At 75.4% G+C, this 24430-nt stretch carries 9 protein-coding genes; 6 read left to right on the top strand and 3 right to left on the bottom strand.

The genetic code is table 11. The annotated features are described in order from the left end of the window. The first annotated feature begins 72 nt into the window (after positions 1 to 72). The 5 genes from OH807_RS02330 (at position 73) to OH807_RS02310 (ending at position 20417) form a co-directional block, all read left to right on the top strand. On the top strand, positions 73 to 960 hold the full coding sequence (locus OH807_RS02330; RefSeq protein ID WP_406193212.1) for an SAM-dependent methyltransferase: 888 nt from the start codon (positions 73 to 75) through the stop codon (positions 958 to 960). A gap of 350 nt (positions 961 to 1310) precedes the next feature. Continuing rightward, entirely contained in the window at positions 1311 to 2249 is a 939-nt protein-coding gene (locus OH807_RS02325; RefSeq protein ID WP_406193208.1) for a hypothetical protein, read from the top strand. Beyond that, positions 2246 to 11827, top strand: coding sequence for a neuraminidase-like domain-containing protein (locus OH807_RS02320; RefSeq protein ID WP_406193205.1), 9582 nt, complete (start codon positions 2246 to 2248; stop codon positions 11825 to 11827). Before OH807_RS02325 ends, OH807_RS02320 begins: the two co-directional genes overlap by 4 nt. Further along, on the top strand, positions 11824 to 19992 hold the full coding sequence (locus OH807_RS02315; protein WP_406193202.1) for a SpvB/TcaC N-terminal domain-containing protein: 8169 nt from the start codon (positions 11824 to 11826) through the stop codon (positions 19990 to 19992). The genes OH807_RS02320 and OH807_RS02315 overlap by 4 nt, the downstream gene beginning before the upstream one ends. After that, on the top strand, positions 19992 to 20417 hold the full coding sequence (locus OH807_RS02310) for a hypothetical protein (protein WP_406193199.1): 426 nt from the start codon (positions 19992 to 19994) through the stop codon (positions 20415 to 20417). The genes OH807_RS02315 and OH807_RS02310 overlap by 1 nt, the downstream gene beginning before the upstream one ends. Before the next feature lie 65 nt (positions 20418 to 20482). Here the strand turns inward: OH807_RS02310 and OH807_RS02305 are convergent, their stop codons facing one another. From OH807_RS02305 to OH807_RS02295, 3 genes are all read right to left on the bottom strand, one after another. Further along, positions 20483 to 21034 carry a GNAT family N-acetyltransferase gene (locus OH807_RS02305; RefSeq protein ID WP_406193196.1) on the bottom strand — a complete coding sequence of 184 codons (552 nt, stop codon included), beginning with the start codon at positions 21032 to 21034 and terminating at the stop codon, positions 20483 to 20485. Positions 21035 to 21086: 52 nt separating this feature from the next. Next, on the bottom strand, positions 21087 to 22454 hold the full coding sequence (locus OH807_RS02300) for an FAD-dependent oxidoreductase (RefSeq protein WP_406193193.1): 1368 nt from the start codon (positions 22452 to 22454) through the stop codon (positions 21087 to 21089). 221 nt (positions 22455 to 22675) lie between these two features. Continuing rightward, on the bottom strand, positions 22676 to 22906 hold the full coding sequence (locus tag OH807_RS02295) for a hypothetical protein (protein WP_406193190.1): 231 nt from the start codon (positions 22904 to 22906) through the stop codon (positions 22676 to 22678). A gap of 453 nt (positions 22907 to 23359) precedes the next feature. Between OH807_RS02295 and OH807_RS02290 the strand changes: the two genes are divergently transcribed. Then, positions 23360 to 24409: a serine protein kinase RIO gene (locus OH807_RS02290; RefSeq protein ID WP_406193187.1), complete on the top strand. Its 1050-nt coding sequence runs from the start codon at positions 23360 to 23362 to the stop codon at positions 24407 to 24409. Positions 24410 to 24430 lie beyond the last annotated feature (21 nt).

Below are 24430 nucleotides of genomic sequence, written 5' to 3'. Positions count from 1 at the left end.
GGACCGAAGGTCACGATCAACTGATCGAATTCGGACAGAACTGGGAGTTCCCTGGGATTAGGATGAGATGACTTGACGTCAGACCAAGCGGGAGAACTCATGCGGGACGAGGCGGCGACCGGCGGGCCCGGGCAGGGCGCACGCGGGGCGGCGGAGGAGTGGCGGCCGCCGGTCGAGCTGAACACCGGCATTCCGCACCCGGCCCGGATGTACGACTACTACCTCGGGGGCAAGGACAACTTCCCGGCCGACCGCGAGGCGGCCGAGAAGGTCATCGCGGCCATGCCCGACGCCCGGCTCGGGGCGCGGAGCAACCGCGAGTTCCTCGGCCGGGGCGTGCAGTTCGCCGTCGAGCAGGGCGTCCGCCAGTTCCTGGACATCGGTACCGGCATACCCGCCGTCGGGAGCACCGGGGAGGTCGCCCACCGGGTGGCCCCGGACGCCCGGGTGGTCTACGTCGACAACGACCCGATCGTCCTCACCCACTCCCGCGCGCTGCTGGCCCACCACCCCGTCGGCCACACCACCGTCCTCCACGCGGACCTGCGCGACCCGGAGGCGATCCTCGGCGACCCCGGGCTGAAGGAGGCGCTCGACCTCTCCAAACCGGTGGCCCTGATGCTGGTCGCCGTGCTGCACTTCGTCCGTGACGAGGAGGACGCCGCCGGCATCGTCGCCCGGCTGCGGGACGCGCTGGCCCCCGGCAGCATGGTGATCCTCTCGCACGGCACCCAGGACTTCATGACGCCCGCGGCCGTCGCGGAGACGACGCGGATCTACAGCCGCGCGAGCTCGCCGCTCGTCCTGCGCCCCAAGGAGCAGGTGGAGGCGTTCTTCGGCGACTTCGAGCTCGCCGACCCCGGTCTGGTACAACTCCCGCTGTGGCGCCCGCAGGCCGACCTGCCGGAGGGCTGGCAGCAGGCCGCTCCCGCCTACGCCGGAGTCGCCGTCAAGCGTTAGACCAGGCGCTGAGCCGACCAACTGCCCGTGGGTCGGCCCGAATACGGAGTGGGCCCGGTACCGTACGGCGGTGCCGGGCCCACTCCGTCGTCCGGGAGGCTGCGGCCCCTCCGGTGCGGTGCCGGACGGCCGGTGACCGGCGCTCGGCCGGGCCGAGCGAGCCTCCGCGCACCCCGGCACGCCGGTTTCCCGGCCGCCGCATCATTCGTCCGGGTGAATACGAACGATTTCCCCTGTCGGCCGTGCCGCTGCGCTGGGACGCTGCTGTGCGAACCCAGCCGGACCGGTGCCCCGCCTCCCGCACCCGGGAGTCGGCGGCTCGACCGGTCATGCACCAGGGAGGCAGCGGCATGCCCGTGATCGTGATCAGGCTGCATCCGGACAAACCCACCAGCGGCGCCGGCTTCACCGCCTTCCTCACCGGCCTGCGGATCGAGCTGCGCGAGCGCTCCTTCGGGGATCCCGAGGGCCGGGCCGCCGGTTCGCTGCTCGGCTCGGCGCACTACGACCCGGCCGATCCCGACGCGACGATCGTGCAGCACCGTGACACGGTGCCGTTCTTCGGTCCGGCCCCGGTGGCGACGGCCGCGATCGATGTCCCGCACCCGCCGGTCGTGCCCGAGTACCTGGGCCCCAACCTCGCCCTGACCGTGACCCGCACCGTCGCCGGCGCGACCACCCCGATCGTGGTGAAGGACCTGCACTACGACGTCGACCTGGACGCCGCTCCGCTGCCACCGGTGACGAGCCCGGTGCTCTACGCCGCGCTGAACCCGACCGCCCTCTACCTCGCCCTGCCGCCGTCCCCCGCCGGCCTGCCCGCGGGAACCGCCGTGGTGGAGCTGCCCACGGACGGTTCGGCGCCGCCCTTCGCCGCCGTGCGCAAGGCCGTCGAGGCCGTCCTGGCCCGCGATCCGGGGCCCGGCACCCCGCCCGACATCGCCGCCCTGACACCGGTCCAGTGCCGGCACATCGCCCGCGAGATCGTCTTCAACCGCACCCTCGACCCGCTGCCCCGGCCACCGGCGCCGCTGGAACAGCTCTACCGGGACATCGGTGCCGACGACACCGCCCGCCGCCAGTTCGAGGGAGACCTCGTCACCTACTACGCCGTCCACGGCACCCGGGCCGACACCCTCGCGACCTACGTCCACGGCATGTCCGCGGCCCTGGCCTGCGCGGCCGTGAGCAGCGCCGCGCCCGCGGCCGGGCTGACCGTGCCCGTCTTCCCCGGCCTGCCCGCCGCCCCGGGCCGGACGGCGACCGTCCCCGTGGTGGTGACCGGATGATCCCCTCCTTCGACGTCCCCGCGCCGTACTTCTACGCGCTCGCGGCGAGCCTGCCGACCGGCGTCTCGGCGGCCGTCCGCTACCGGCTCGCCACCCAGACCGACGAGGCCACCGTCATCGACGTGCTGCGCCGGGCGGTCGACGCCGGCGTGATCACGGAGGACCCGGCCGTCACGATCGAGACGGCGGCGCGCCGGCTGCGCGCCCTCGGCAGCGCCGCCGATGGCAGCACGCCGTGCGCACCCGGCGTCGGCACGGCGCTCACCGCCGGATACGCCGGGTACGCCGCCCCCGCCCCCGACCCCGATCCGGTGGCGGACATCAGGCCGTTCTGGGCCTCCGTGCCGGGCACGCCGGCCCTGGCCGCCGCGCACCTCGAACTGGTGCTCAGCGCGATCACCGGGGAGGCCGACCCGCGGCCGCTGATCGCCGCGGTGACCGGCCGGGGGCTCGCCCTGGACAGCGTGCGGAACCTCGACGCGGGCCCGTGGCCGCCGCCGCACCCGCCCGAACTGACCTACGCCGACTGGGCCGCGGTGTTCACCGCGCACCCCGAGGTGCTGCCCGCCGCGACCGGCCCGGGCACGCTCCAGGAACGCACCGCCGCCTTCGTCCGGATGCTGCAGACCTTCTTCGACGTCACCACCGGACCGCTCGGCCCCGGCCCGGCGACGGCCGGGACGGTGCCCGTCCTGCCGCGCCCGGCCCGGGATCTCGTCCGCGCCTTCTTCGACACCCACCGCGCGGCCGGCCACCCGGGCTGGGAGTGGGGGGACGGCCTCGCCGAGGACGACCGGGACGCCGTGCTCGCCGGTCTCGGTCTGGACGGGCCCGCCGAGCGGTGGCTCGGGACGGCCGTCACCACGCTGGACGCCCTCTACGGCCTGACGGCGCCCACCGGCCTGGGCGACCGGCTGCGCTTCTCGCTCACCGAGGCGCTGTACGCGCGGGGCTTCACCGGCCCGGCGTCGGTCGCGGCGCTCGGCCCGGCCGAGTTCGCGCACGCCCTGACCGGGACCCCGGCCCACCCGTGGGCGGCCGCCCTCCACCGCGCGGCGGGGGACGGCCCGGCGGGGGACGGCCCGGCCGGTGGTGGTCCGGAGACCGGGAGTGGCGGGTTCGCCCCCGTCAACCCCGGCGACCTCGTCGACTGCACCCCGCCGTGTGCCCTCTCGGAGACCGGCGACATCGCCTACCTGCAGGCCCTGCTGGACGTCCCGGCCGGTGCGCAGACCCTCGGCGAGCGCCTCGCCGGGCGCGCCGCACCGCCGGGCGGCCTCGCCGCGACGGAGGCCAACGCGACCGTCGCCGTCCCGCTGATCGACCTGGTCAACGAGTCGCTGGAGGCGCTGGCCGCGACCGGCGCACCGCCGGCCACGGCGCACGACACCCGCCCCACCGACGCCGGCGGCCACGAGCCGGCCGCCTGGTTCGCGGCCGTCCCCGCGTACTCCTCACCGGCGGTGCCCGTCGCCGCGCCAGCCGCGTACGACGCCCTCGCCCAGGACTTCGCCGCCCCCGGGCTGCCCTACGACCAGCGGCTCGACGTCAACCGCCGTCACCTGGAGGCGATCGGCACCGACCGGTACGAAGTCCTGCGCGCCTTCCGCCACGACATCACCGAGTTCGTGCTGGACCGCGCCGGCGAGCCGGTCGGCTTCGCCCGGCACCTCCGGCGCTACCCGGTCCGCCTCGACCTGGCCCTCGAACACCTGGGCCTGAGCCCGGCCGAGTACGGGGAGCTGTACGAGCGGACGCCCGAGGGCGCGGCACTCGCCCTGCTCTACGGGTTCGGCCCGGACGCCGGGGACTGGCGGTGCACCGCGGCCCGGCTGTCCGAACTGCTGCCCCGGCTCGGGCTCGCCTACTGCGACCTGGCCGAACTGCTTGCCACGGGTTACCTCCCGGCGAGCGTCCGCCACCACCGCCGGGCCGGCCGGGGCGTCCATGGCGTCCATGGCGTCCAAGGAGGACAGGGAGGACAGGGAGGACAGGGAGGACAGGGAGGACAGGGAGGACAGGGAGGACAGGGAGGACCGTGCGAGCACGGCGACAGCGGTGCGGCGGTGGCCCGGGAGACAGCGCCGCCGGACTGCGAACCCTGCTGTCCGGCCGACTACGTCCTGGAGTTCCACGACGTCACCGACGGAGCCGCTGCCGGCGACGGAGCTGACACAGCTGACGGAGCCGACGCCACCGATGCGGACGACGCCACCGACGTGACCGGCCCGGCCGACGGGGAGGGCCTCGCCGGTGCCGGAGACCCGTGGGCGCACCTCGCCGTCCTCGTCCGCCTCTGGCGCACCCTGCGCCGCACCGACCCGATGTCCTTCGCCGACCTCACCGAGGTCTGCCGGGTGCTCGGGCTCTTCGACGCCACCGGCCGGGTGAATCCCGACTTCGTCCCGCAGCTCGTCGCCCTGCGGATCCTGCGGGACGAGTTCCGGCTGCGGCACCTGCCGGTCGCCACCCTGCTCGGACTCTGGCGCCACCCGGCCGCCGCCCCGCCCGACGACCTGGTCGAGCACCTGGCCGACGCCGTCGCCGAGCGCGCCCGCCACCACCACCACGGCCGGCGCCGCCCACCGGAGTTCCGCAAACTGCTGCGGCGCAACCTCGACGCGCTCTCCACGCTCGGCGGCTTCGACCCCGCCGACCCCGCGCTGACCTGGCACGCCCGGCCCACCCACACGCTGCGCTTCGCCGAGCAGCTCGCCAAGATCCACGCCTCCGCCTTCGGCATCGGCGAGCTGCTCCACCTCTGCACCGCCGACGAGCACCTGGCCGGCGACGACCCGTACCCGCTGGAGCCCGCCACCGAGGCCGAGACCGACCCGCTGGACCACCCCGACGAGCGGCCGGAGCACTCGCTCTGGACGCTGCGCCGGGCGCTCCTGGACGTGGCACCCGATGAAACCACCGTCGCCTCCTACACCTGGGCCCGGATCGGCGACGTCCTCCGGGACGAACTCGGCCGGGACGGGGCCGACGACGGGCTCACCGCGCTCGGCGCGCACCTGTTCCCCGGCGTCCTCGCCGCGGCCGGCGTCCCGGTCGCACCGGCGCAGCACCGCTACCGCGTCGAGCTGGCCGGCAGCTCCGCGCCGATGTGGAACACCCCCGGCTCGCCGTTCCGGTACGACGACCCCGAGCTCACCGCCGCCGTGCCGCTGACGGAGCAGGCCGTCCTCACCAAGCTCGCCCGGATCCGGCCGCTGCGGGACGACGAACGGCAGGCCGTCCGCGACCTCTACGCCGCGCCGCGCCGGGAGCTGGTGGACTTCGGGTACCTCTTCCCCGATCTCGACGCCGCCTGGGACCACCTGGTCGCCGAGCCGGACGAGGACGCCCGGTGGTGCTGGTTCCGGGAGCGGTTCGCGCTGTTCCACGCCCGCTGCGGGGTGATCGCCCGGCACCTCGCCCGCCACGTGCTCTCGCTCGACGGCGGCGACCCCGACGACGAGCCCGACGGCACACCGGACCAGCTCCCGGCCACCGAGGAGACGGCCCGCCGGCTGCTGCGGATCCTGCTCGCCGACGAGAACGCCGCCGCCCCGGGCCCCTGGGAGCGGGACGACGGCCACCGCCCCGCCGTGACCTGGGGGCCGGCGCCGGTGGGCGGCGCCTACGCCGCGATCACCGGACTGGTCGGCACCGGCCTGCTCGCCGAGCACCGCCAGGCCGGGGCAGCAGCGCCGATCTGGCGCGAACTGCAGCCCACCACCGCGCTGTTCGGCCCCGTCCGGGACGCCTGGAATGCGCCCGCCCCCACCCTCCTCCCGGCGCTGGACGCCGACCTGCCCGCGGCCCAGCAGCGCTGGGCCGGCGTCCGCAACGGCATCGTGGTGGCCGGCCGCACCGCCCACCTACTGGGCGGCGCCGAGGCGTTCGCCGGCCACTGGTCCGGTCTGCTGCTGGTGGAGCAGGGCGGCGGCTACACGTTCTGGGGGAGCGGCGCGCCCCCCGGAGGCGCCCGGGAGGGCGCCCTGGAGGACGGCACACCCGGCCGCGGGAGCCCCGGCGACGGAGAACCAGGCCACGGCGAACCCGGCCACGGCGAACCCGAGGGCCGGCACTGGCGGGTGCGGCTCGGCCGCGGCCAGAAGCAGTGGACGCTGCTCAGCCACGACTGGCACGGGGAACCGGACTGCGCCCGCACCTCCGCCCTCGCGCTGCGCCGCGGCGTCTACGAACTCACCGTCGACTTCGTCCGCGACGCACCCGGCGACGACGAACTCGACGACGCCCGCCCGCTGACCAGCGGGCTGCGGCTCGACTACCGCGGGCCGGACACCGGCGGCGAGCGCACCGTGGTGCCCACCGAACGGCTGTACCAGGCAACCAAGGACGCCACCCTCGACCGGGGCACCGACGCGGAGGCCCTCGACGGCGCGCCGCGCGACCTGCTCCGCCACCGCTACGTCAGCACCCTGCGCGACGTCCGCCGCACCTACCAGCGGGCGTTCAAGGCCCTGCTGCTCGCCTACCGGTTCGGTCTCTCCGCCGAGCCCTTCTCCGACTACGCGCAGTCCGAACTCGGCCACCTCCTCGACCACGGTGCCGCGATGGCGGGCACCGCCCACTACCGCGACGGCGGCGCCTGGCACCCGCACCGGGTGGACTTCGACCCCAACCTGCTGCCCCTCGCCGACACCTACCGGCCCCCGGCCGGCGAGGACCGCAGCACCCCGTCGGTGCGCCGCCGGCAGGCCTGGTTCGACGTCTGGGAGCGGCTGTTCGACCACACCGACCTGCGGCGCCTCGCGCGCCGGGCACCGGAGGCCCCGGTCTGGCTGCTCTACGACGAGGCTGCCGAGAACCAGCCGGACAACCCCGCCCACCTGCTGCGCCACCTCGGCATCGAGCTCTCCCACGCCCCGCTGGTGCTCCGCTACGACGCGGGCTTCACCGTCACCGCTGCCGACCTGACGGACGAGCGGTGGCCGGTCCGGGTCTGGCACGCGGGCCGGCTGGTGCGGCGGATCACGCACCGGTTCCTCTTCGCCGACCCGGCCGCCACCCGGCCCGACCTGTGGGCCGCCGCCGACCCGCTCGGCTCGGGCGGGAACGCCGACCTCACCTTCGCTGTCCGGGCCGGGTACCTGGACAGCGGCGCACCCGCCCGCTTCACGGACCTGCGGCTCCTCGACGACCACCTGCGCGGCCGCGCCCGGGACGCGCTCGTCGCCCACCTGACCCGGCTGGACCGGGTCGCCCTGCCCGGCGGCGGACACGCGACCACCGCGGACCAGCTCGGCGAGCTGCTGCTCACCGACGTGTCCACCGGGCCGCCCACGCGGACGACCCGGATCGCCGCCGGCATCGCCGCGGTGCAGACCTTCGTGGGGCGGGCCCGGCTCGGCCTCGAACCGCAGTGGCGGCCGACGGCGGAGTTCCTCGCCGAGTGGGACCGCCGCTTCGACACCTGCGAGCGGTGGGCGCGGGACCGGCGCGGCGAGCTCTACCGGGAGAACCGGGCCGGGCGGACCGAACAGGACCGCGCCAGGCGCACCGAGGCGTTCCGGTTCCTGGAGGAGGAGCTACGCCGGGACATGCTGACCGCGCCGGTGCCCGGCGGCCTCGAACACTGGTCGGCGTTCCCGCCGCCGGCCCATCCGGGCCTGGAGCTGTTGCAGCGGCGCGACGCCTCGGCCCTGTCCCTGCTCTCGCCGCCCCGGCAGGGGCTGGACCTGCTGGGGACGCCGGAGCAGGCCGGTGCGCGGTCGTGGCTGTCGGCGCTCCGGCTCCCGTCGGGCGGCGACCGGGGGGCGCAGCCCGACAACGGTGCGTCCGGCAACGGTGCGTCCGACAAGGGAGCGTCCGGCACCGATGCCTCTGACGCCGACCGGTCTGGTACCGGCACGTTCGGCGTGGGCGACTCCCGTCCTGGGGCGTCCGGTGCGGATGTGCCTGCCGTCGTTCTCCCGCGTCGGCGCGCCGGCGCGGTGCCGCTCTGGATCGAGGCGGCCGTCAGGCTGGGCGCGCGCTTCCTGCGGGTGCCGGCCGCGGCCGTGCCACCGGCGAGCCGGCCGTTCGCCGAGCGGCCCGGCGAAGCACACCACGACCGGCCCGGCGGGCCGTACGGGGAGATCGACGAGTACTACTTCTGGCTGGTGGACTCGGCCTGGTTCGACCGGATCGAGCAGGTCGCGGACTGGCCCGGCTGGCACGAGGACGCGACCGCCGCACCGCTGCTCGCCTGGCCGGCCGAGCCGTCCGTGCACCTGATGTGGTGCCAGCTCCGGGCGGGCGAACTGCGGTTGCCCCGGCGTTCGTTCACCGGCCTCGCCGTCCCGGACGGCGCGACCGCGGCGACCACCTCGCTCACTCTGGTCGGCCGCGAGCGCGACTCGCTGCTGCTGGCGGTCGGCGGCGGCCGGCCGGTGCCGGGCGCGACCCCGCCGCCGGACCCGGGGTTCCGCTACGACCTCGCCGCCGACGAGGCCGTCGTGGTGCCCGCCGTCACCCCGCCTGTGCCCGTCCCGCCGCAGACGGACCCGGGGCTCGGTGCCCTCACGGCGTACCCGTACTTCGTCCACTTCGCCCCCGGTGCACCGCTGTTCCCGGCGGATCCGTTCGCCGAGACGGTCACTGTCGCCTGCGCTTTGCGCGGCCGGGGCGCGCACGAGGCGGCCACCCACTGGTATGCGGTGACGCACGACCCGGTCACCGGCGACAACGGGTGGTGCCGGTGCCGGCACGACAGCCCGGGGGAGGACGGCGGGGAGGACGGCGGGGAGGGCCCGGCGGTGATGGCCGGTGCCGGGCGGCGCGCGAGCAGGTGTTGCGACGGCACGCGTCCCGACGAGCCGACCGCGCGCCGGCGCCACATCACCCTGGAGTACCTGGAGACCTTGCTGGAGTGGGCGCACTGCGCCGTGCAGGAGCGGACCGTCGCCGGCCGCACCCGGGCGCGGCTGATCCTCGACACCGCCGCCCGGATCCTCGGCCCCACCCCCGTCACGGTGCGCGGCTGCACCTGCGGGAGCCACCCGACGGCAGCGCCGTCGGTCGGGGCAGCGGCGGACGGGGCAGCGGCGGTCGGGGCAGCGCGCGCCGAGGGAGGCCCCGGTGAGGAGGAGATGGGCACCGTCGCCTGCTTCGTCCCGTGCGGGGCGTCGTTGAACCCCTGGCTGACGTCGCTCTACCGGCGGGTCGCCGACCGGCGGGCGGTGCTGCGGGCCGAGCCCGGGCCCGACGCGCCGTGCTGCCCGGACTGCGGCAACGACCTGCGCGGTACGGACGACGGAGCCTGCGGGGGCGACCTCGGCGACGGCGGCGACACCGGCGACGGTGGTGACGGCCGCGCCGCCGGGTGCTGCTGCCCGCCCGGTCCGTACCGCTTCGCCTACGTCCTCGCCCGGGCCACCGAACTCGCCGCCCAGGTGACGGCCTTCGGCGCGGAACTCCAGGCGGCGCTTGAGAAGGGCGACGCCGAACTCCTCACCGCCGTCCGGGCCCGGCACGAACAGCAGGTGATCACGCTCAACCGGACCGTCCGGCAGGAGCAGTGGCGCGACGCGGACTGGCAGCTCCAGGGGCTGCGGGTGGCCAAACAGACCGCCCAGACGCACTTCGCCTACTACGACGGCCTGATCAACCGGGGCCTGGTCGCCGGCGAGGCCGACTACCGGGCGCTGACCGACTCCTCGGTCGCCGCCACGAACGCCGCCACGGTGTCCGAGGCGATCGGCACCGTGATGGGCATCGTCCCGGACGTCTTCGTCGGCACCATGAGCTTCACCCAACTGCCGCTGGGCACCAAGCTGGCCCACGTCTTCGCGGGCGTGGCCCGGATCTCCGGCCAGGTCGCGACGATCCTCTCGGGCACCGCCGGGCTGCGCAACACCGAGGGCGGGTGGGCCCGCCGACTGGCCGAGTGGCAGTACCAGCGGGAGCTCGCCGGGCTGGAGATCGCCCAGGCGGAGCGGCAGATCCTTGCCGCCGAGCGCCGCCGGGCCGCCGCGCTCGGCGAACTCGACACCGTCCAGCGCCAGATCGAGAACGCCCGCGAGATCGTCGAGCTGCTCCGCGACAAGGCCGGCTCGCACGCGCACTTCCTCTGGCTGCACAAGGAACTCGCGGCACTCCACCGACAGTTGTACGACCTCGCCGACTGCACCGCCCGGCAGGCCGAGCGCGCCTTCAACGTGGAGCGCGGCTTCACCGGCCGGCGGTTCGTCCCCGGCCGGGCCCGGCCCGACCTGCCCGGCGGCCTCACCTCCGGGCAGCACCTGACCCTCGCCGTCCGCCGGATGGACGCCGCCTACACCACGGAGAACGTCCGCGAGTACGAGCTGACCAAGCACATCTCGCTGCGCAAGTACTTCGGCGCGGCGTTCCTCGACCTGAAGGTCAACGGTGAGTGCACCGTCGAACTGCCCGAGTGGCTCTTCGACCTGGACTACCCGGGCCACTACCTGCGCCGGCTCCGGAGCGTCTCGCTCAGCGTCCCGGCGGTGGTCGGGCCGTTCACCGGCGTGCACGCCAGGCTCACCCTGCTGGCCAACACCGTCCGGGTGGTACCGGCCCTGCTCGGCCCGGAGGCCGGATGCTGCTCCGACGTGCATGCCTCCGACGGGCGCGGCTCCGACCGGCACGGTGACGCGAACAACGGCGGTCACCACGGTGGTCACGGCGGCGGTCGCGGCGGGTGTGCCCGCTGCGGCGACGGGCCGGGCGGCGCGGCCGGGTACGCGCTGCGCCCCGGGGACCGCCGGGCGGTGCGGGACTACGGCAACCGACAGGCCATCGCCACCTCCAGCGGCCAGAACGACGCCGGGCTCTTCGAGCTGCTGTTCCGGGACGAGCGCTACCTGCCCTTCGAGTACTCCGGTGCGATCAGCACCTGGCGGCTGGAGATCCCGCCGGACAACAACGACTTCGACCTGGACACCCTCGGCGACGCCGTCCTGCACGTGAACTACACGGCCCGCGAGGGCGGGCCGGTGCTGCGCCGGGCCGCCGAGGCGTACGCCCGCGACCAGTTGCCGGACGCCGGCGAGCGCCTGATCGACGTCGCGCGGGAGATGCCGGAGGAGTGGGCGGCCTTCACCGGTGAACGGCGCGGCCGCCGGCTGGACCTGCGGCTCTCGCGGGACTGGTTCGCCGGTGTCACCGGCGGCCGGGGCGTGCGGGTGCGGAGGCTTGAGCTGTTCATGGAGCACCGCCGGGCCCGGCCGGGCACCCATCTGGCGGCCGAGTTCGCTGTCGCGCCGCGGGCCGGCCGCACGCCGGACGCCGAGTATCTGTTCACCCTGGCCGGCGGCGCCGACCGGTGCGGCTTCCACCACGGCGCGGTGGAGGTGGACACCGTGCCGGTCACCGGTCACGAGCCGGAGCTGCTCGGCAGCTTCGAGTTCGAGGAGTCGATGCCGGAGCCGAGCAGGGTCTTCCTTCTCGTCCACTACGAGCTGACCGCCCGGGGCCCACGCCGGCTGCACGGCTCGCACCACCCGCACGGCCACCCCCGGTACGGCGACCACGACGGCGACCACGACGGCGGCTCTGCCGACGGCCGTAGCGTCGGGCACGAGGACCGTGACGACCGCGAGGCACACCGGGGGTGGCGGCCGTGACCGGACTCGACCCGGGCGCCGCCACGGCCGCGTTCGACGGGCGCCCCGGCCTCGGCGGCACGGCGCCGGCCCCGCCCGGTGCGTCCGCGGGCGGACCGGAGACGCCCGGGCCGGGCGCACCGCCGGCCGGCCCGGCGTCCGCACTGCCCACCGTCTCCCTGCCGACCGGCGGCGGCGCGGTCCGCGGGATCGGCGAGAAGTTCGCCACCGACGCCGTCACCGGCACCGGCAGCTTCGCGGTGCCGCTCGACCTCACCGCGGGCCGCGGCGGCTTCGGCCCCTCGCTCACCCTGGCCTACGACTCCGGGGCGGGCAACGGCCCGTTCGGCCTCGGCTGGAGCCTCTCCCTCCCCGGCGTCACCCGCCGCACGGACAAGGGCCTGCCCCGCTACGACGACGCGAACGACTCGGACGTCTTCGTCCTGTCCGCCGCGGAGGACCTCGTCCCGTGCGGCCCGCCGCGCCGGACGGGCACCCACGAGGTGCGCCGCTACCGGCCCCGGATCGAGGCGGCCTTCGCCCGGATCGAACGGTGGACCCGCACCGACGACCCGGCCGACGTGCACTGGCGCTCGCTCTCCGCCGACAACGTCCTCACCCTCTACGGTGCCGCGCCGCACGCCCGGATCACCGACCCGGGCGACCCGCGCCGCATCTTCGGCTGGCTGATCAGCCAGACCCGCGACGACCGCGGCAACGCCGTCCACTACGACTACCTGCCCGACGACGATCCGCGGGGCGCGGCCCAGCGCTACCTGAAGCGCATCCGCTACGGCAACGCCACCCCGCTGCTGACCGCGGACGGCGCGCGCCCGCGCTTCGTCACCCCGGAGGCCGTGCGCGACACGCACTGGCTCTTCGAGGCCGTCCTCGACTACGGCGACCACGACGGGCCCGCCCCGGCGCCCCGGCCCGACCGCCCGTGGCTCAGCCGCGACGACCCGTTCTCCACCCGCCGCCCCGGCTTCGAGCTGCGCACCACCCGGCTCTGCCGCCGGATCCTGATGTTCCACTCGTTCCCGGACGAGCCCGGGGTCGGCCGGGACTGCCTGGTCGCCGCGACCGAGCTGACCCACTCGCCGCCCACCGACCCGTCCGCCGTCGCCCGCCCGGTCTACTCGACGCTGCGCGCCGTCACCCGGGCCCGGTTCCGCCGCACCCCGGCCGGGTACCTGCGCCGCACGCTGCCGCCGGTCGAGCTGGAGTACTCCGAGGCGGTCGTCGCCGAGGAGGTCCGTACGCCGGACGCGGCGCAGGCGGCCCTGCTCCCGGCCGGCCTGGACGGCCGCACCTACCGCTGGGTGGACCTGCACGGTGACGGTATCCCCGGCGTCCTTTCCGAGCAGGGCGGCGCCTGGTCCTACCTGCCGAACCTCTCCGGCGCGCCCGCCGCCGGGCCGCCGCGGGTGCGGTTCGGGCCGCGCGAAACCGTCGAGGTCCGGCCGAACCAAACCCTCGCGGGCGGCGCCCGGCTGATGGACCTCAGCGGTGACGGCCGGCTGGACGTGGTCACCCTGGACGGGCCGGTCGCCGGGCTGTACGAGCACGACGAACAGGACGGCTGGCACCCGTTCCGGGCCTTCCCCGCCCGCCTGAACCGCGACACGCGCAACCCCGACCTGCGCCTGGCCGACCTGGACGGCGACGGCCTGCCCGAGGTGCTCGTCGCCGAGGGCGACGCGCTGGTCTGGTACCCCGGGCTCGGCCGCGACGGCTTCGGCCCGGCACGGCGGATCCCCGTGCCGGGCGACGAACGGCACGGGCCGCGGGTGGTGTTCACCGACGTGACCCAGAGCGTGCTGCTCGCCGACATGACCGGTGACGGCCTGCCCGATCTGGTGCGCGCCCGCAACGGGGACGTCTGCTACTGGCCGAACCTCGGCCGCGGCCGGTTCGGCCCCCGGGTGACCATGCGCAACGTCCCCCGCTTCGACAGCGACGCGGGCTTCGACCCCGAGCGGTTGCGCCTCGCGGACATCGACGGCAGCGGCACCGGCGACGTGATCTACCTGCACGCCGAAGGCCCCCGGCTGTACTTCAACCAGAGCGGCAACGGCCTGAGCCGCCCGCACCGGGTGGCCGGCTTCCCGGTCACCGACGACCTCGCCGCCGTGGACGTGCTCGACCTGTTCGGCAACGGCACCGCCTGCCTGGTCTGGTCGACGCCGCTGCCCGCCCCGCAGGGCCGCCGGCTCTGCTACCTCGACCTGATGGGGAGCAAGCCGCACCTGCTCGTCCGGAGCGTGAACAACCTGGGCGGCGAGACCAGGGTGCACTACCGCTCCTCGACCTGGTTCCAGCTCGCCGACCGGCTCGCCGGCCGCCCCTGGATCACCCGCTCGGCGTTCCCCGTGCACGTCGTCGAACGCGTCGAGTCGGTCGACCACCTGAGCCGGCGCCGCTTCACCACCCGCTACGCCTACCACCACCAGTACTTCGACGCCGTCGAGCGCGAACCGCGCGGCTTCGCCCTGGTCGAGCAGTGGGACACCGACGAGCCGGACACCGACGAGCCGGACCGCGCCGGCCGGGACGGCCGGGACGACCGCGCCGACTGCGATGACCATGCCGACCACGCCGACCACGCCGACCCGGCGGTCGGCGCCCACGCCCCACCGCTGCACACCAAGACCTGGTTCCACACCGGCGCCCACCGGCAGCGCGCCCGTATCAGCGACCACTTCGCCCACACCGGCGGCCCCGACGGGTACTACGGGCAACCCGCGCCGGGCTCCGCCGGCCCCTCCCCGTTCCTGCCGGACACCGTGCTGCCGCCCGGCCTGACCCCCGCCGAGGAGCGCGAGGCCTGCCGCGCACTCAAGGGCCTGATGCTGCGCCAGGAGACCTACGGTGCGGACGGCACCGACCGCGCCCGCCACCCCTACACCGTGGTCGAGCAGAACTTCACCGTCCGGATGCTCCGGCCGCGCGGCACCGGCCGCCACGCGGTCTTCCTCACCCACCCCCGCGAGCGACTGGCCCACACCCTCGAACGCGACCCGGCCGACCCGCGGACCGAACACACCCTCACCGTCTCCGTCGACGACTACGGCCACGTGCTGGAGGAGGTGGCCGTCGCCTACGGCCGCCGCACCCCGGACGGCACCCTGCCGCTGGCCGCCGACCGGGCCGAGCAGGCCCGTACCCTCGTCACCGCCACCCACCACGTCCTGACCAACGCGGTGGACACCCCGGACGCCCACCGCGTTCCCCAGCCCGCCGAGGTCTCGTCCTACGAGGTCACCGGCGCCGCCCCCGCCGACGCGGTCCGCTTCACCTTCGAGGAGTGGTCCGGCCCGCACCGTCCCTCGGCGGGCCCGGCCGGGGTGGCCGGCCCGCGCGGCGCGGGCGCGACGGGCGGCCCCACCGGGCGGCGGCGCCGACTCCTCGCCCGCGCCCGCACCCTCTACCGCCCGGACGATCTCGGCGCCGCCGCCGCCGACCCGCTGCGGCTCCTGCCGCTGGGCACCGTGCAGCCCGGGGCGTTCGCCGGACCGAGCCTGCAACTGGCCTTCGACACCGCGCTGCTCGTTGACGCCCTGCGCCGCGACGGCACCGCCCTGCTGGCCGACCCGGCACCGGTGCTGCGGGAGGGCGGCTACGCCTGCGGGGCCGACCTGGCGGCCGCCGGGGCCTTCCCCGCCGCCGACCCGCCCGGCCAGTGGTGGATCCCCACCGGACGCTCCTTCCTCGCCCCCGGCACCGGCACCACCGCCGCGCACGAACTCGCCCACGCCCGCCGCCACTTCTTCCGCCCGGTGCGCCACCGGGACCCGTTCCAGGACGGCGTGTCCAGCCCCGACAGCGAGGTCGGCTACGACCGCTACGACCTGCTGGTGGTCGAGAGCACCGACCCGCTCGGCAACCGCACCACCGTCGGCGAACGGCGGCCCGACGGCAGCCGGGACGCCGAGGTGCCGGGCACCGACTACCGGCTGCTCACCCCGGTGCTGATCACCGACCCCAACGGCAACCGGGCCGCCGCCGCCCTGGACACCCTCGGCCTGCTCGCCGCCACCGCGGCGATGGGCAAGCGCGGCGAACCGCTCGGCGACCGGCTCACCGGCCTGGACGCCGCCGCGCTGGACGCGCCGCCGCCCGACGGCGACCCTGCCGACACCGCACCCGGCCTGCTGCTCGACGCCACCCGGCGGCTCTGCTACGACCTGACCGCCTACGCCCGCACCCGCCACCTGCCCCACCCGCTGGCACCGTCGGTGCGCACCATCGTCCGCGAGACCCACACCGCGGACCTGGACCCGGGCGAACGCTCCGTGCTGCTGAACACCTTCGTCTACTCCGACGGGTCCGGCCGCGAGATCCAGCGCAAGACGGAGGCCGATCCCGCCCCTGGCCACGCCGGCCCGGACGCCCCCGCCCCCGCCCGGCCGCGCTGGACCGGCAGCGGCTGGACGGTGACCGACAACAAGGGCGACCCCGTCCGGGTCTTCGAACCGTTCTTCACCGACACCCACGCCTTCGAGCCCGGCGCCGCCCGCGGCACCGCCACGACGCGCCTCCACGACGCCGCCGGCCGCGTCGTCGCGACCCTGTTCGCGGACGACAGCTACGCCAAGACGGTGCTCACCCCCTGGCGGCGCACCACCTGGGACCGCAACGACACCGCCCTCGCCGATCCCCGCACCGACCCGGACACTGCCGCGCTCACGGCTGCGCACTTCCGGACCGCCCCACCGGGGTGGCGGACGTGGTACGCCCAGCGGATCGACGGTGGCCTCGGCGCCGCCGAGCAGGCCGCCGCCGCCAAGACGGCCGCCCATGCGGGCACCCCCGACACCGTCCACAGCGACCCGCTCGGCCGGGTCTTCCTGAGCCGCCGCCACAACGGCTTCACCGGTGGCGACCACGCGGTACCGGTCCTCCACGACACCCGGACCGAGCGCGACATCCTCGGCAACGTCCTGGCCGTCCGCGACCCGGTGCCGGCCGACGACCGCGGCGGCCGCGTCGTCGCCCACGCCGTCTTCGACCTGGCCGGGCGCATCCTGCGGCGCGACGCCATGGACGCCGGGGCCCGGTGGACCCTCGCCGACGTCTCCGGCGCGCCGCTGCGCGGCTGGGACAGCCGCGGTCACACCACCCGCACCGTCCGCGACCCGCTGCGCCGCACCACCCGGGTGCTGGTCACCGGCAGCGACCGGGCCGATCCGCACCGCGAGGTCGTGGTGATCCGGACGGTGTACGGCGAGACCTTGCCGGACGCCGCCCGGCACAACCTGCGCGGGCGCGTCCACTACCGGCTCGACCAGTCCGGCTCCGCGCGCTGCGACGCGTACGACTTCAAGGGCAACCCGCTGCGCTCGACCCGCCGGATCGCCGCGCAGTACCGGGGGACGGTCGACTGGTCGTTGCCCGGCAGCGCCGAGCCCGACCTGCCGGCGGCGGCCGAACCGGCGCTGGAACCGGCGGAGTTCACCGCCGGGAGCCGCTTCGACGCGCTGAACCGCCCGCTGCTGCTGGTCACCCCGGCCGAGGCCGGCGCCGCGCCGAGCACCACCCGCTACGGCTACGGCCGGTCCGGCCTGCTCGACCGCGTGGACGTGCGCATCGAGGACGACAGCGACGAGCACGGCGGCGCGCGGTGGACCTCGATCGTCCGCGCGCTGCACTACAACGCCCGGGGGCAGCAGACCCGTGCGGTACGCGGCAACGGCACCGTGGCGGAGAACAGTTACGACCCGCTGACCTTCCGGCTGCAACGCACCGTCTCCCGCTCGCCCGTCGGCGGCCGCGTCCAGGACCTCGGCTACACCTACGACGCGGCCGGGAACATCACCGACATCCAGGACGCCGCGCACCGGCCGGTGTTCTTCCGCAACCGCCGCGTCCCCGCCGGCTCGTCCTACACCTACGACCCGGCCTACCGGCTGATCGAGGCGACCGGCCGGGAACACCTGGGCGGGCCGGGTACCGCCCGTCCGTGGTCGGCCCACGACCGGGCCCGCCGGGCCCACCCGGGCGACGGGGGAGCGCTGGCCCGCTACACCGAGCACTACCGGTACGACGCCGCCGGCGCCCTGCTGCGGATGACCCACCGGGGCCAGGACCGGGCGCACCCCGGCTGGACGCGCACCTACCGGTACAGCCCGACGCCGCCCGCACCCGCCGGATCACCGGTGTGGCGCACCGGCAACCGCCTGACCGGCACCGAACTCGGCCCCGCCGCGCACGCGGAGGCCGGTCCCGGTGACGCCGGTCCCGGTGACGCCGGTCCCGGTGACGGCGGTCCCGGTGACGGCGGCACCGGGCGGCGCCGCTCCGACGGGCGGTACGCCTACGACGCCCACGGCAACACCACCCGCCTCCCGCACCTGGCCGAGCTCTCCTGGAACCACCTCGACCAGCTGTCCTCCTCGCGCCGCCAGGCCGTCACCACCACCCACGCACCCGGGCTCCCCGACGGCGACGGCCCCGACGGCCGCCCCGACGAGTACGGCGACGCGCACGGCGACGCGCACGACGACGGCGAGGCCCCCGGAGGGTGCGCACCGCCCGGAGCCGAGCGCACCTGGTACGTCCACGACGCCGATGGGCGCCGCACCCGCAAGACCACCGAGCCGGCCGGCGGCGGCGTCCGGGACGACCACCTCTACCTGGCCGGCGTGGAGTTCACCCGGCTGCGCAGCGGGGCCCACCGCGGCCTCGTCCGCACCGCCCTGGACGTCTCGGACGGCCGGCGGACGCTGGCGCGGATCGTCACCCGCAACGAGGTCGACGACGGCTCCTCCGCCCGGCTGGTCCGCCACCAGCTGGCCGACCACGTCAAGTCGGTCACCGTGGAGCTGGACGGTGACGGCCGGCTGCTCGGCTACGAGGAGTACTCGCCCTACGGCAGCACGGCCCACCAGGCGGTGCAGGCCGAGACGGAGGCGCCCAAGCGCGACCGGTTCATCGGCCGGGAGCGCGACGACGAGACCGGCCTCTACTGCGCCGGCGCCCGCTGCTACGCGCCCTGGCTGGGCCGCTGGACCTCCTGCGACCCGTCCGGGCTCCGCGACTCGACCGACCTCTACGTGTACGCGGGCGACGACCCGGTCAACTCACTGGACGAGAACGGCGCCTGGCGGATCAGCTGGAAGGACGTCGCGATCGGTGCCGGCATCGCGGCGCTCACGGTGGCCGCCGTGGTCGTGGTGGTGGCCAGCGCGGGCACCGCGGCGCCGGGCCTGGCCGCGGCCGCCGCCGCGACCCTTGGGGTCAGCGAGGCGACCCTGGTCACGGGCGTCGTGGCGGCGAGCACGGCCGTCGGCGTGGTGGGCACGGTCAACACGGCGAACGAGGTGGCGACCGGCCGCACCTCCACCGGCCGGGTGCTCAGCGACCAGGAGCGCTCCCGGCGGCTCGGCGCCCTGCCGATCGAGGCCGCGGCGACGATCCTGGGCGTCCGTGGCCTCTCGGCCGGCGGCGGGGGCGGCGCGTCCGGCGGCGCGGCGGAGTTCGTCCCGGCGGGCAACGGGACGGCGGCGCTGCGCAGCCCGGCACTGGAGTCGTCGTTCGCCCTGCCGGACATCGTGGCCAACGCGGAGGCCGTCGCGCCCGCCCTGGCGTCCGTCGTCGGGCCGGTGGTCACGGCGATCACCGGTGGCGGCGGAGCCGGGGGAGGCGGTGGCGGTGGCGGGGAGCCGCCGGAGCAGGGCCCGCCGGAGCAGGGCCCGGCCGCGCCGCCGGAGCCCGGCGGCCCCGCGCAGTCCTCCGCGGCGGAGCCCGGCCCGGCCGGTGGCCCGCCGGGGCCGGACGTCCTGGCGAGCACGGCGCCGCCGTCGGCCACGACCGGTCCGCGGGCGGGCCTGGGCAGCTCCACGACCACGAACTACAAGAAGACCTTCTTCGCCGCGAACCCCGAGGCGGAGGGCAAGGTGGTGGTGCACCACGCCGTCGAGCAGCAGGCGGCGAACACGCTCTACCCGGGCGAGGTGTCCCAGTCCCAGCTGCACTCGTTGGAGAACCTGCGCGGCATCCCCAAGGGCGAGGTGAACAACACCGTCCACCTCAGCCGGATCCGGAAGATCTGGAACCAGTTCTACCGGACGCACCCGAACGCGACGCAGGAGGAACTGTTGGAGCAGGCCACTAGGATCGACGAGGAGTTCGGGGCGAGCTTCGTCCCGCCCGTCCGCCCGCCCACGTCGTCCGGAGGTCAGTGATGCGGTACTACGTGGTGCGGCCGGAGGTGCCCGGTCAGTTGGGCGAGCGGACGGTGCTGGACCGCACCGCCGACCGGCTGCGGGTCGAGCACCTGCACTACGCGTTCGACGGCTGGCTCGGGGACGAACTCATCACCGCGCACCCGGCGTTCGCGGCGACGCGGACGCTGGCGGACCGGTTCGCCGAGGCGGGCCTGACCGGGGTGCGGCCGCGTGCCATGGAGGTCTCGCGCAGCGAGGAGTTCGAGGAGCTGCACCCCGGCCGGGCCCTGCCGGAGTTCGTCGAACTCGTCGTCACCGGCGAGGCCGGCGTGCAGGACTTCGGCATCGACGCGGAGAGCGACCTGGTGCTCTCCCAGCGCGCCGTCGACCTGCTCGCCGCCACCGGACCGCTCGACACCGAGATCCTCCCGCGCGCCGAGTAGCGCCGTCCGGCGGGCGCCGCGCCGCCCGCCGCCCACCGGGCCACCGGGCGACACCGGGCGGCGGGTCAGCCCCGGGGGACGGCGAGCTCGATCTCCAGGCGCCCGGCGTCGCCCGGCACGGGGACGGTGAACCCGGTGGTGGCGAAGCCGGCCTTCAGGTAGAGCGCGTGCGCCCGGGGGTTGTCCTCGTGGACGAACAGCCGGACGCGCTCGATCCGCGGCTCGGCCAGCTGCCACGACCACTCCAGCGCGGCCGCGAACAGTTCCTGCGCGAGCCCGCTCCCGCGTGCCTCCGGCCGGACGAAGACGCCGACGATGTGGGTCTGCGCCGCGTCCGGGACGGTGCCGAAGACCCCTTCGACCCCGGCGCGCTCGACCAGCACGGAGACGGTGCCGAGCCAGGCCCCCGCCGCGTCCTCCGCCACGAACTGCCGTACGAGGACGCCCTCGGCCGCCCCGGCCGTCCGCTCCTGCCAGAACGTGTCCGACTTGGCCGCCGCGTCCTCGTACGTCTCCAGGAAGGCCACCGGTGCGAGCGGGTCCCGCAGCGCCGAGAGGCGGATCTCCTTGACCTTCGCCCAGTCCTCGGCCTGTACCGCTCTGATGATCTGCTTCATGCGCATGATCGTCTCACTTGCCGCGGCACCGTCCGAGGTCAGGTCGTCCGCCCTACGGGAGGGAGTGGTGGTCCGCGGCGCCGGGTGCGGGCCTGGCCGGCGCGGTGAGGACCTTCAGCGCGACGGACGGGTGGAACAGCAGGGCGGGGGAGGAGACCATGTTGACGACCCGGACGAACCGGGCCCAGACCGCCGGGTCCTTCACCGCCACCCGGAAGAGCCGGGCGTTGTACCAGTGCGCGATCCGCGCGCCGAGCGGCTGCCGGTCGGGGTTCCACATCAGGTCCGAGCTGGTGGACAGCGTCCAGGCCGGCAGGACGAGCCGCCCCAGCCGCTTCTGGAAGGCCCGGGCGAGCCCGTCCAGCCCGTTCCCGGGCCGTCGGTGTGCGAGCATCCGGCGCAGCAGGTCCGCCTCCAGCGCGGCCACCGTCAGGCCCTGTCCGTAGACGGGGTTGAAGACGCAGACGGCGTCCCCGACGGCGACCAGCCGCTCGGGCCAGTCCGGGGCGGCGTGGTACCGGCGCCACTGGTTGTCGAGGTTGGTGTAGCGGTAGGTGGGCTCCTGGACGGTGCGCTGCTCGATCTGCTCGGCCAGCCGCGGGTTGCGCAGGCCCTTGGCGAAGCCGAGGTAGCCGTCGTCGTCGGTGGGCGGTTCGTCCTCGAAGGCGAACAGCGAGCACGTCCAGCGGTTCCGCTCGACCGCCATGAGGACGCCGGCCTCCCGCACGCGGGGCGCGGACAGCATCTGGTAGGCCACCCGGAAGCCGGCCGGCCGGTCCTCGGGCCGGTCGAAGGTCATCGAGGTGTAGGTGACCTTCGCACGGACCACCTGCTTCGGCGGCACCGCGATCCCGGCCGAGCGGAGCCACTGCTCCAGTTTGCTCGTCCGGCCCGAGGCGTCGACCACCAGGTCGGCGGTGACGTCCTCGGGTTCGGCGCCCTGCCGGCCGATCCGGACGCCGGTCACCCGGCCGGTCGGGTCGTGCAGCAGCCCGTCGCACCGGGTGGAGGGCAGCAGGGTGATCCCGGGCAGGGCGAGCACCCGGCCGCGGATCCGCCGCTCCAGCTCGTCGCGGGTGAAGGCCTGGATCATGACGCCCGTCCGCCGCCGCGGGGCGAACCCGGTCGGCAACAGGAAGTCGATGCCCTCCCCGTAGTCGAACACCGGGGCCCCGAGGGCGGCGAGTTCGTCACGCAGTCCGGGGAACAGCCTTTCCAGGACCTCGCCGCCCTTGGCGAGCATCGCGTGCGCGTGGAAGCCCTGCGGGGCGCTCGGATGCGCTCCGGTCCCCTTGTCGACGGCGTCCCGTTCGACGATCACGACCTCGCCGAAGAACTCGGCCAGGACGCGCGCGGTCACCAGCCCCGCGTAGCTGCCGCCGACCACGACGGCCTTGCCCGATGCGTACTTCTTGCCCATGCGGCCTCCGTCAACAGATTCCGGTCCGGGCCGACGATGGTGGCAACTGCCCTCGTTCCGCCCGGCGTTGAGGCGAAGTTCACGCGAACGAGGGACGTACTGCCGTTCGGTTCCCCGGTGGCCCGCCCCCGTCGGGCACCGGCTGTCCGGACGGACCCGGCGCTGCCCCCTCTGCCTACCCCGGACCGGGCGGCCCGACCCGTCCCGCGCGGCGGCCGTCGTCAGTCCGGGATCACCAGGCCGAACTCGCGCAGCCGCGGAAGACAGGCCTCCAGGCACGCCTCCACGGACTTGGCGTCCGTCCGCACCAGGAGGCCGTCCCGGAACGGAGCGCCGTTCGCCACGAAGGTCCAGGGCTTCCTCCCGTCGCGCATCCGCTCCGCGTCGGCCTTGAACAGAACCGTGACGCCCTGCTCCGCCAGCGCCTCCATCACGCGTGTCACCTCGGCCACCGGTCCACCTTTCGTCGGGAATCGAACCGGCCGAAGGCTACCCCGGCCCCGGGAGGCCCGGTGCGGCCGGTGTGCGGCGCCAGGCGGCCGGTGCACGCGCCCGCCGCGTCGGCGAGGCGGACCAAGGCATTTCCGTGCAGCCGGAAATTCGGTTGCGTCGATCTTCGGAAGGGCTAGGCTGTCCACGTTCCCGGCCTGCGGCATTGCTGCGGCAGGGTTGTTGTGGCTTTCCGTGCGGGTCCGGCAGTTGCCGGGCTTCGGTTCTGTGGTGAAGTCGCACTCCGGTGCGAGTGCTGACGTCGAGATGTGAGGAGGCGAGTTCTGATGGTTGCCGCCGTGACGCGGCGCGCCTTCGTGTGCGCGCCATACGCCTCTTTCCTCCGTCATTCGCCCACCGGCTGACGACGCGTCGTATCCGACGCCCCGGTGGGCCGTTCCTCAGGAGCCACCGCAGTGCGCGAGCGCTTTTCCGACAGCGAATCCTTCTCCCGCATCCGTCCCAAGGGTGCATCCCGTCGCGGCCGCCGGGCCGAGCGGTTCGACGACTTCGAGCCCGAACTCTCCCACGGAGCCTTCGCACCCGACCGGTCCGGCTCCGGCACCCCTGACCACCCCGAGGTCGGCGAGTACGGCGAGTACGCCGAGTACGGCGAGTACGCCGAGTACGCCGAGTACGCGGACCACCCCGGCGCCGTCCCGGCACCGGCCACCGACGGCCCGGCCGAGGGCGACCGCTGGTCCACCTGGGACCGGTCCACCCCCACCGAGAAGGGCCCCGAGCCGCGCCCTGCCTGGGTGGTGACCGAGCTCGCGGCCGTCGACACCGAGCTCGGGATCGTCAAGACCGGCAAGGAAGCCGACGTCTTCCTGCTGGAGCGCGGCGTCCCCGGTACCGGCCGGCGCACGCTGATGGCGGCCAAGCGCTACCGCGACGCCCAGCACCGGATGTTCCACCGCGACTCCGGTTACCTGGAGGGCCGTCAGCACAAGGAGTCCCGGATCAGCCGGGCGATGGCGAAGCGCACCGCGTTCGGCAAGGAGGCCATCGCCGGGCAGTGGGCCGCCGCCGAGTTCACGGCGTTGTGCCGGCTCTGGTCCGTCGGGGTCGCCGTCCCGTACCCGGTGCAGATCACCGGCACCGAGATCCTCATGGAGTTCGTCGGCGACGCGAGCGGGACGGCCGCACCCCGGCTCGCCCAGCTGCGCGCCGAGGAGGCGGACGTGGACGACCTCTGGGACCAGCTCGGCCGCAGCCTGTCGCTGCTCGCCCGGGGCGGCTACGCCCACGGGGACCTCTCGGCGTACAACATCCTGGTCCACGAAGGGCGGTTGGTGATCATCGACGTCCCGCAGATCGTGGATGTCGTCGCCAACCCGCGCGGCCGCTCGTTCCTGGAGCGGGACGTGCGCAACGTCGGCGCCTGGTTCGTCGGCCGGGGCCTGCCCGAGCGGCAGGTGGGCGAGCTGGTCGAGACGCTGGAGTTCGAGGCGCGGCTGGCGTGAGCCGCGCCCCGGCCGGGCGCG

The organism is Kitasatospora sp. NBC_01560 (genome assembly GCF_045208415.1).
In the GTDB taxonomy this organism is placed as follows: Bacteria; Actinomycetota; Actinomycetes; order Streptomycetales; family Streptomycetaceae; genus Kitasatospora.
The sequence above is the reverse complement of the archived record's forward strand: the minus strand, read 5'-3'. Positions and strand labels throughout refer to the sequence as shown.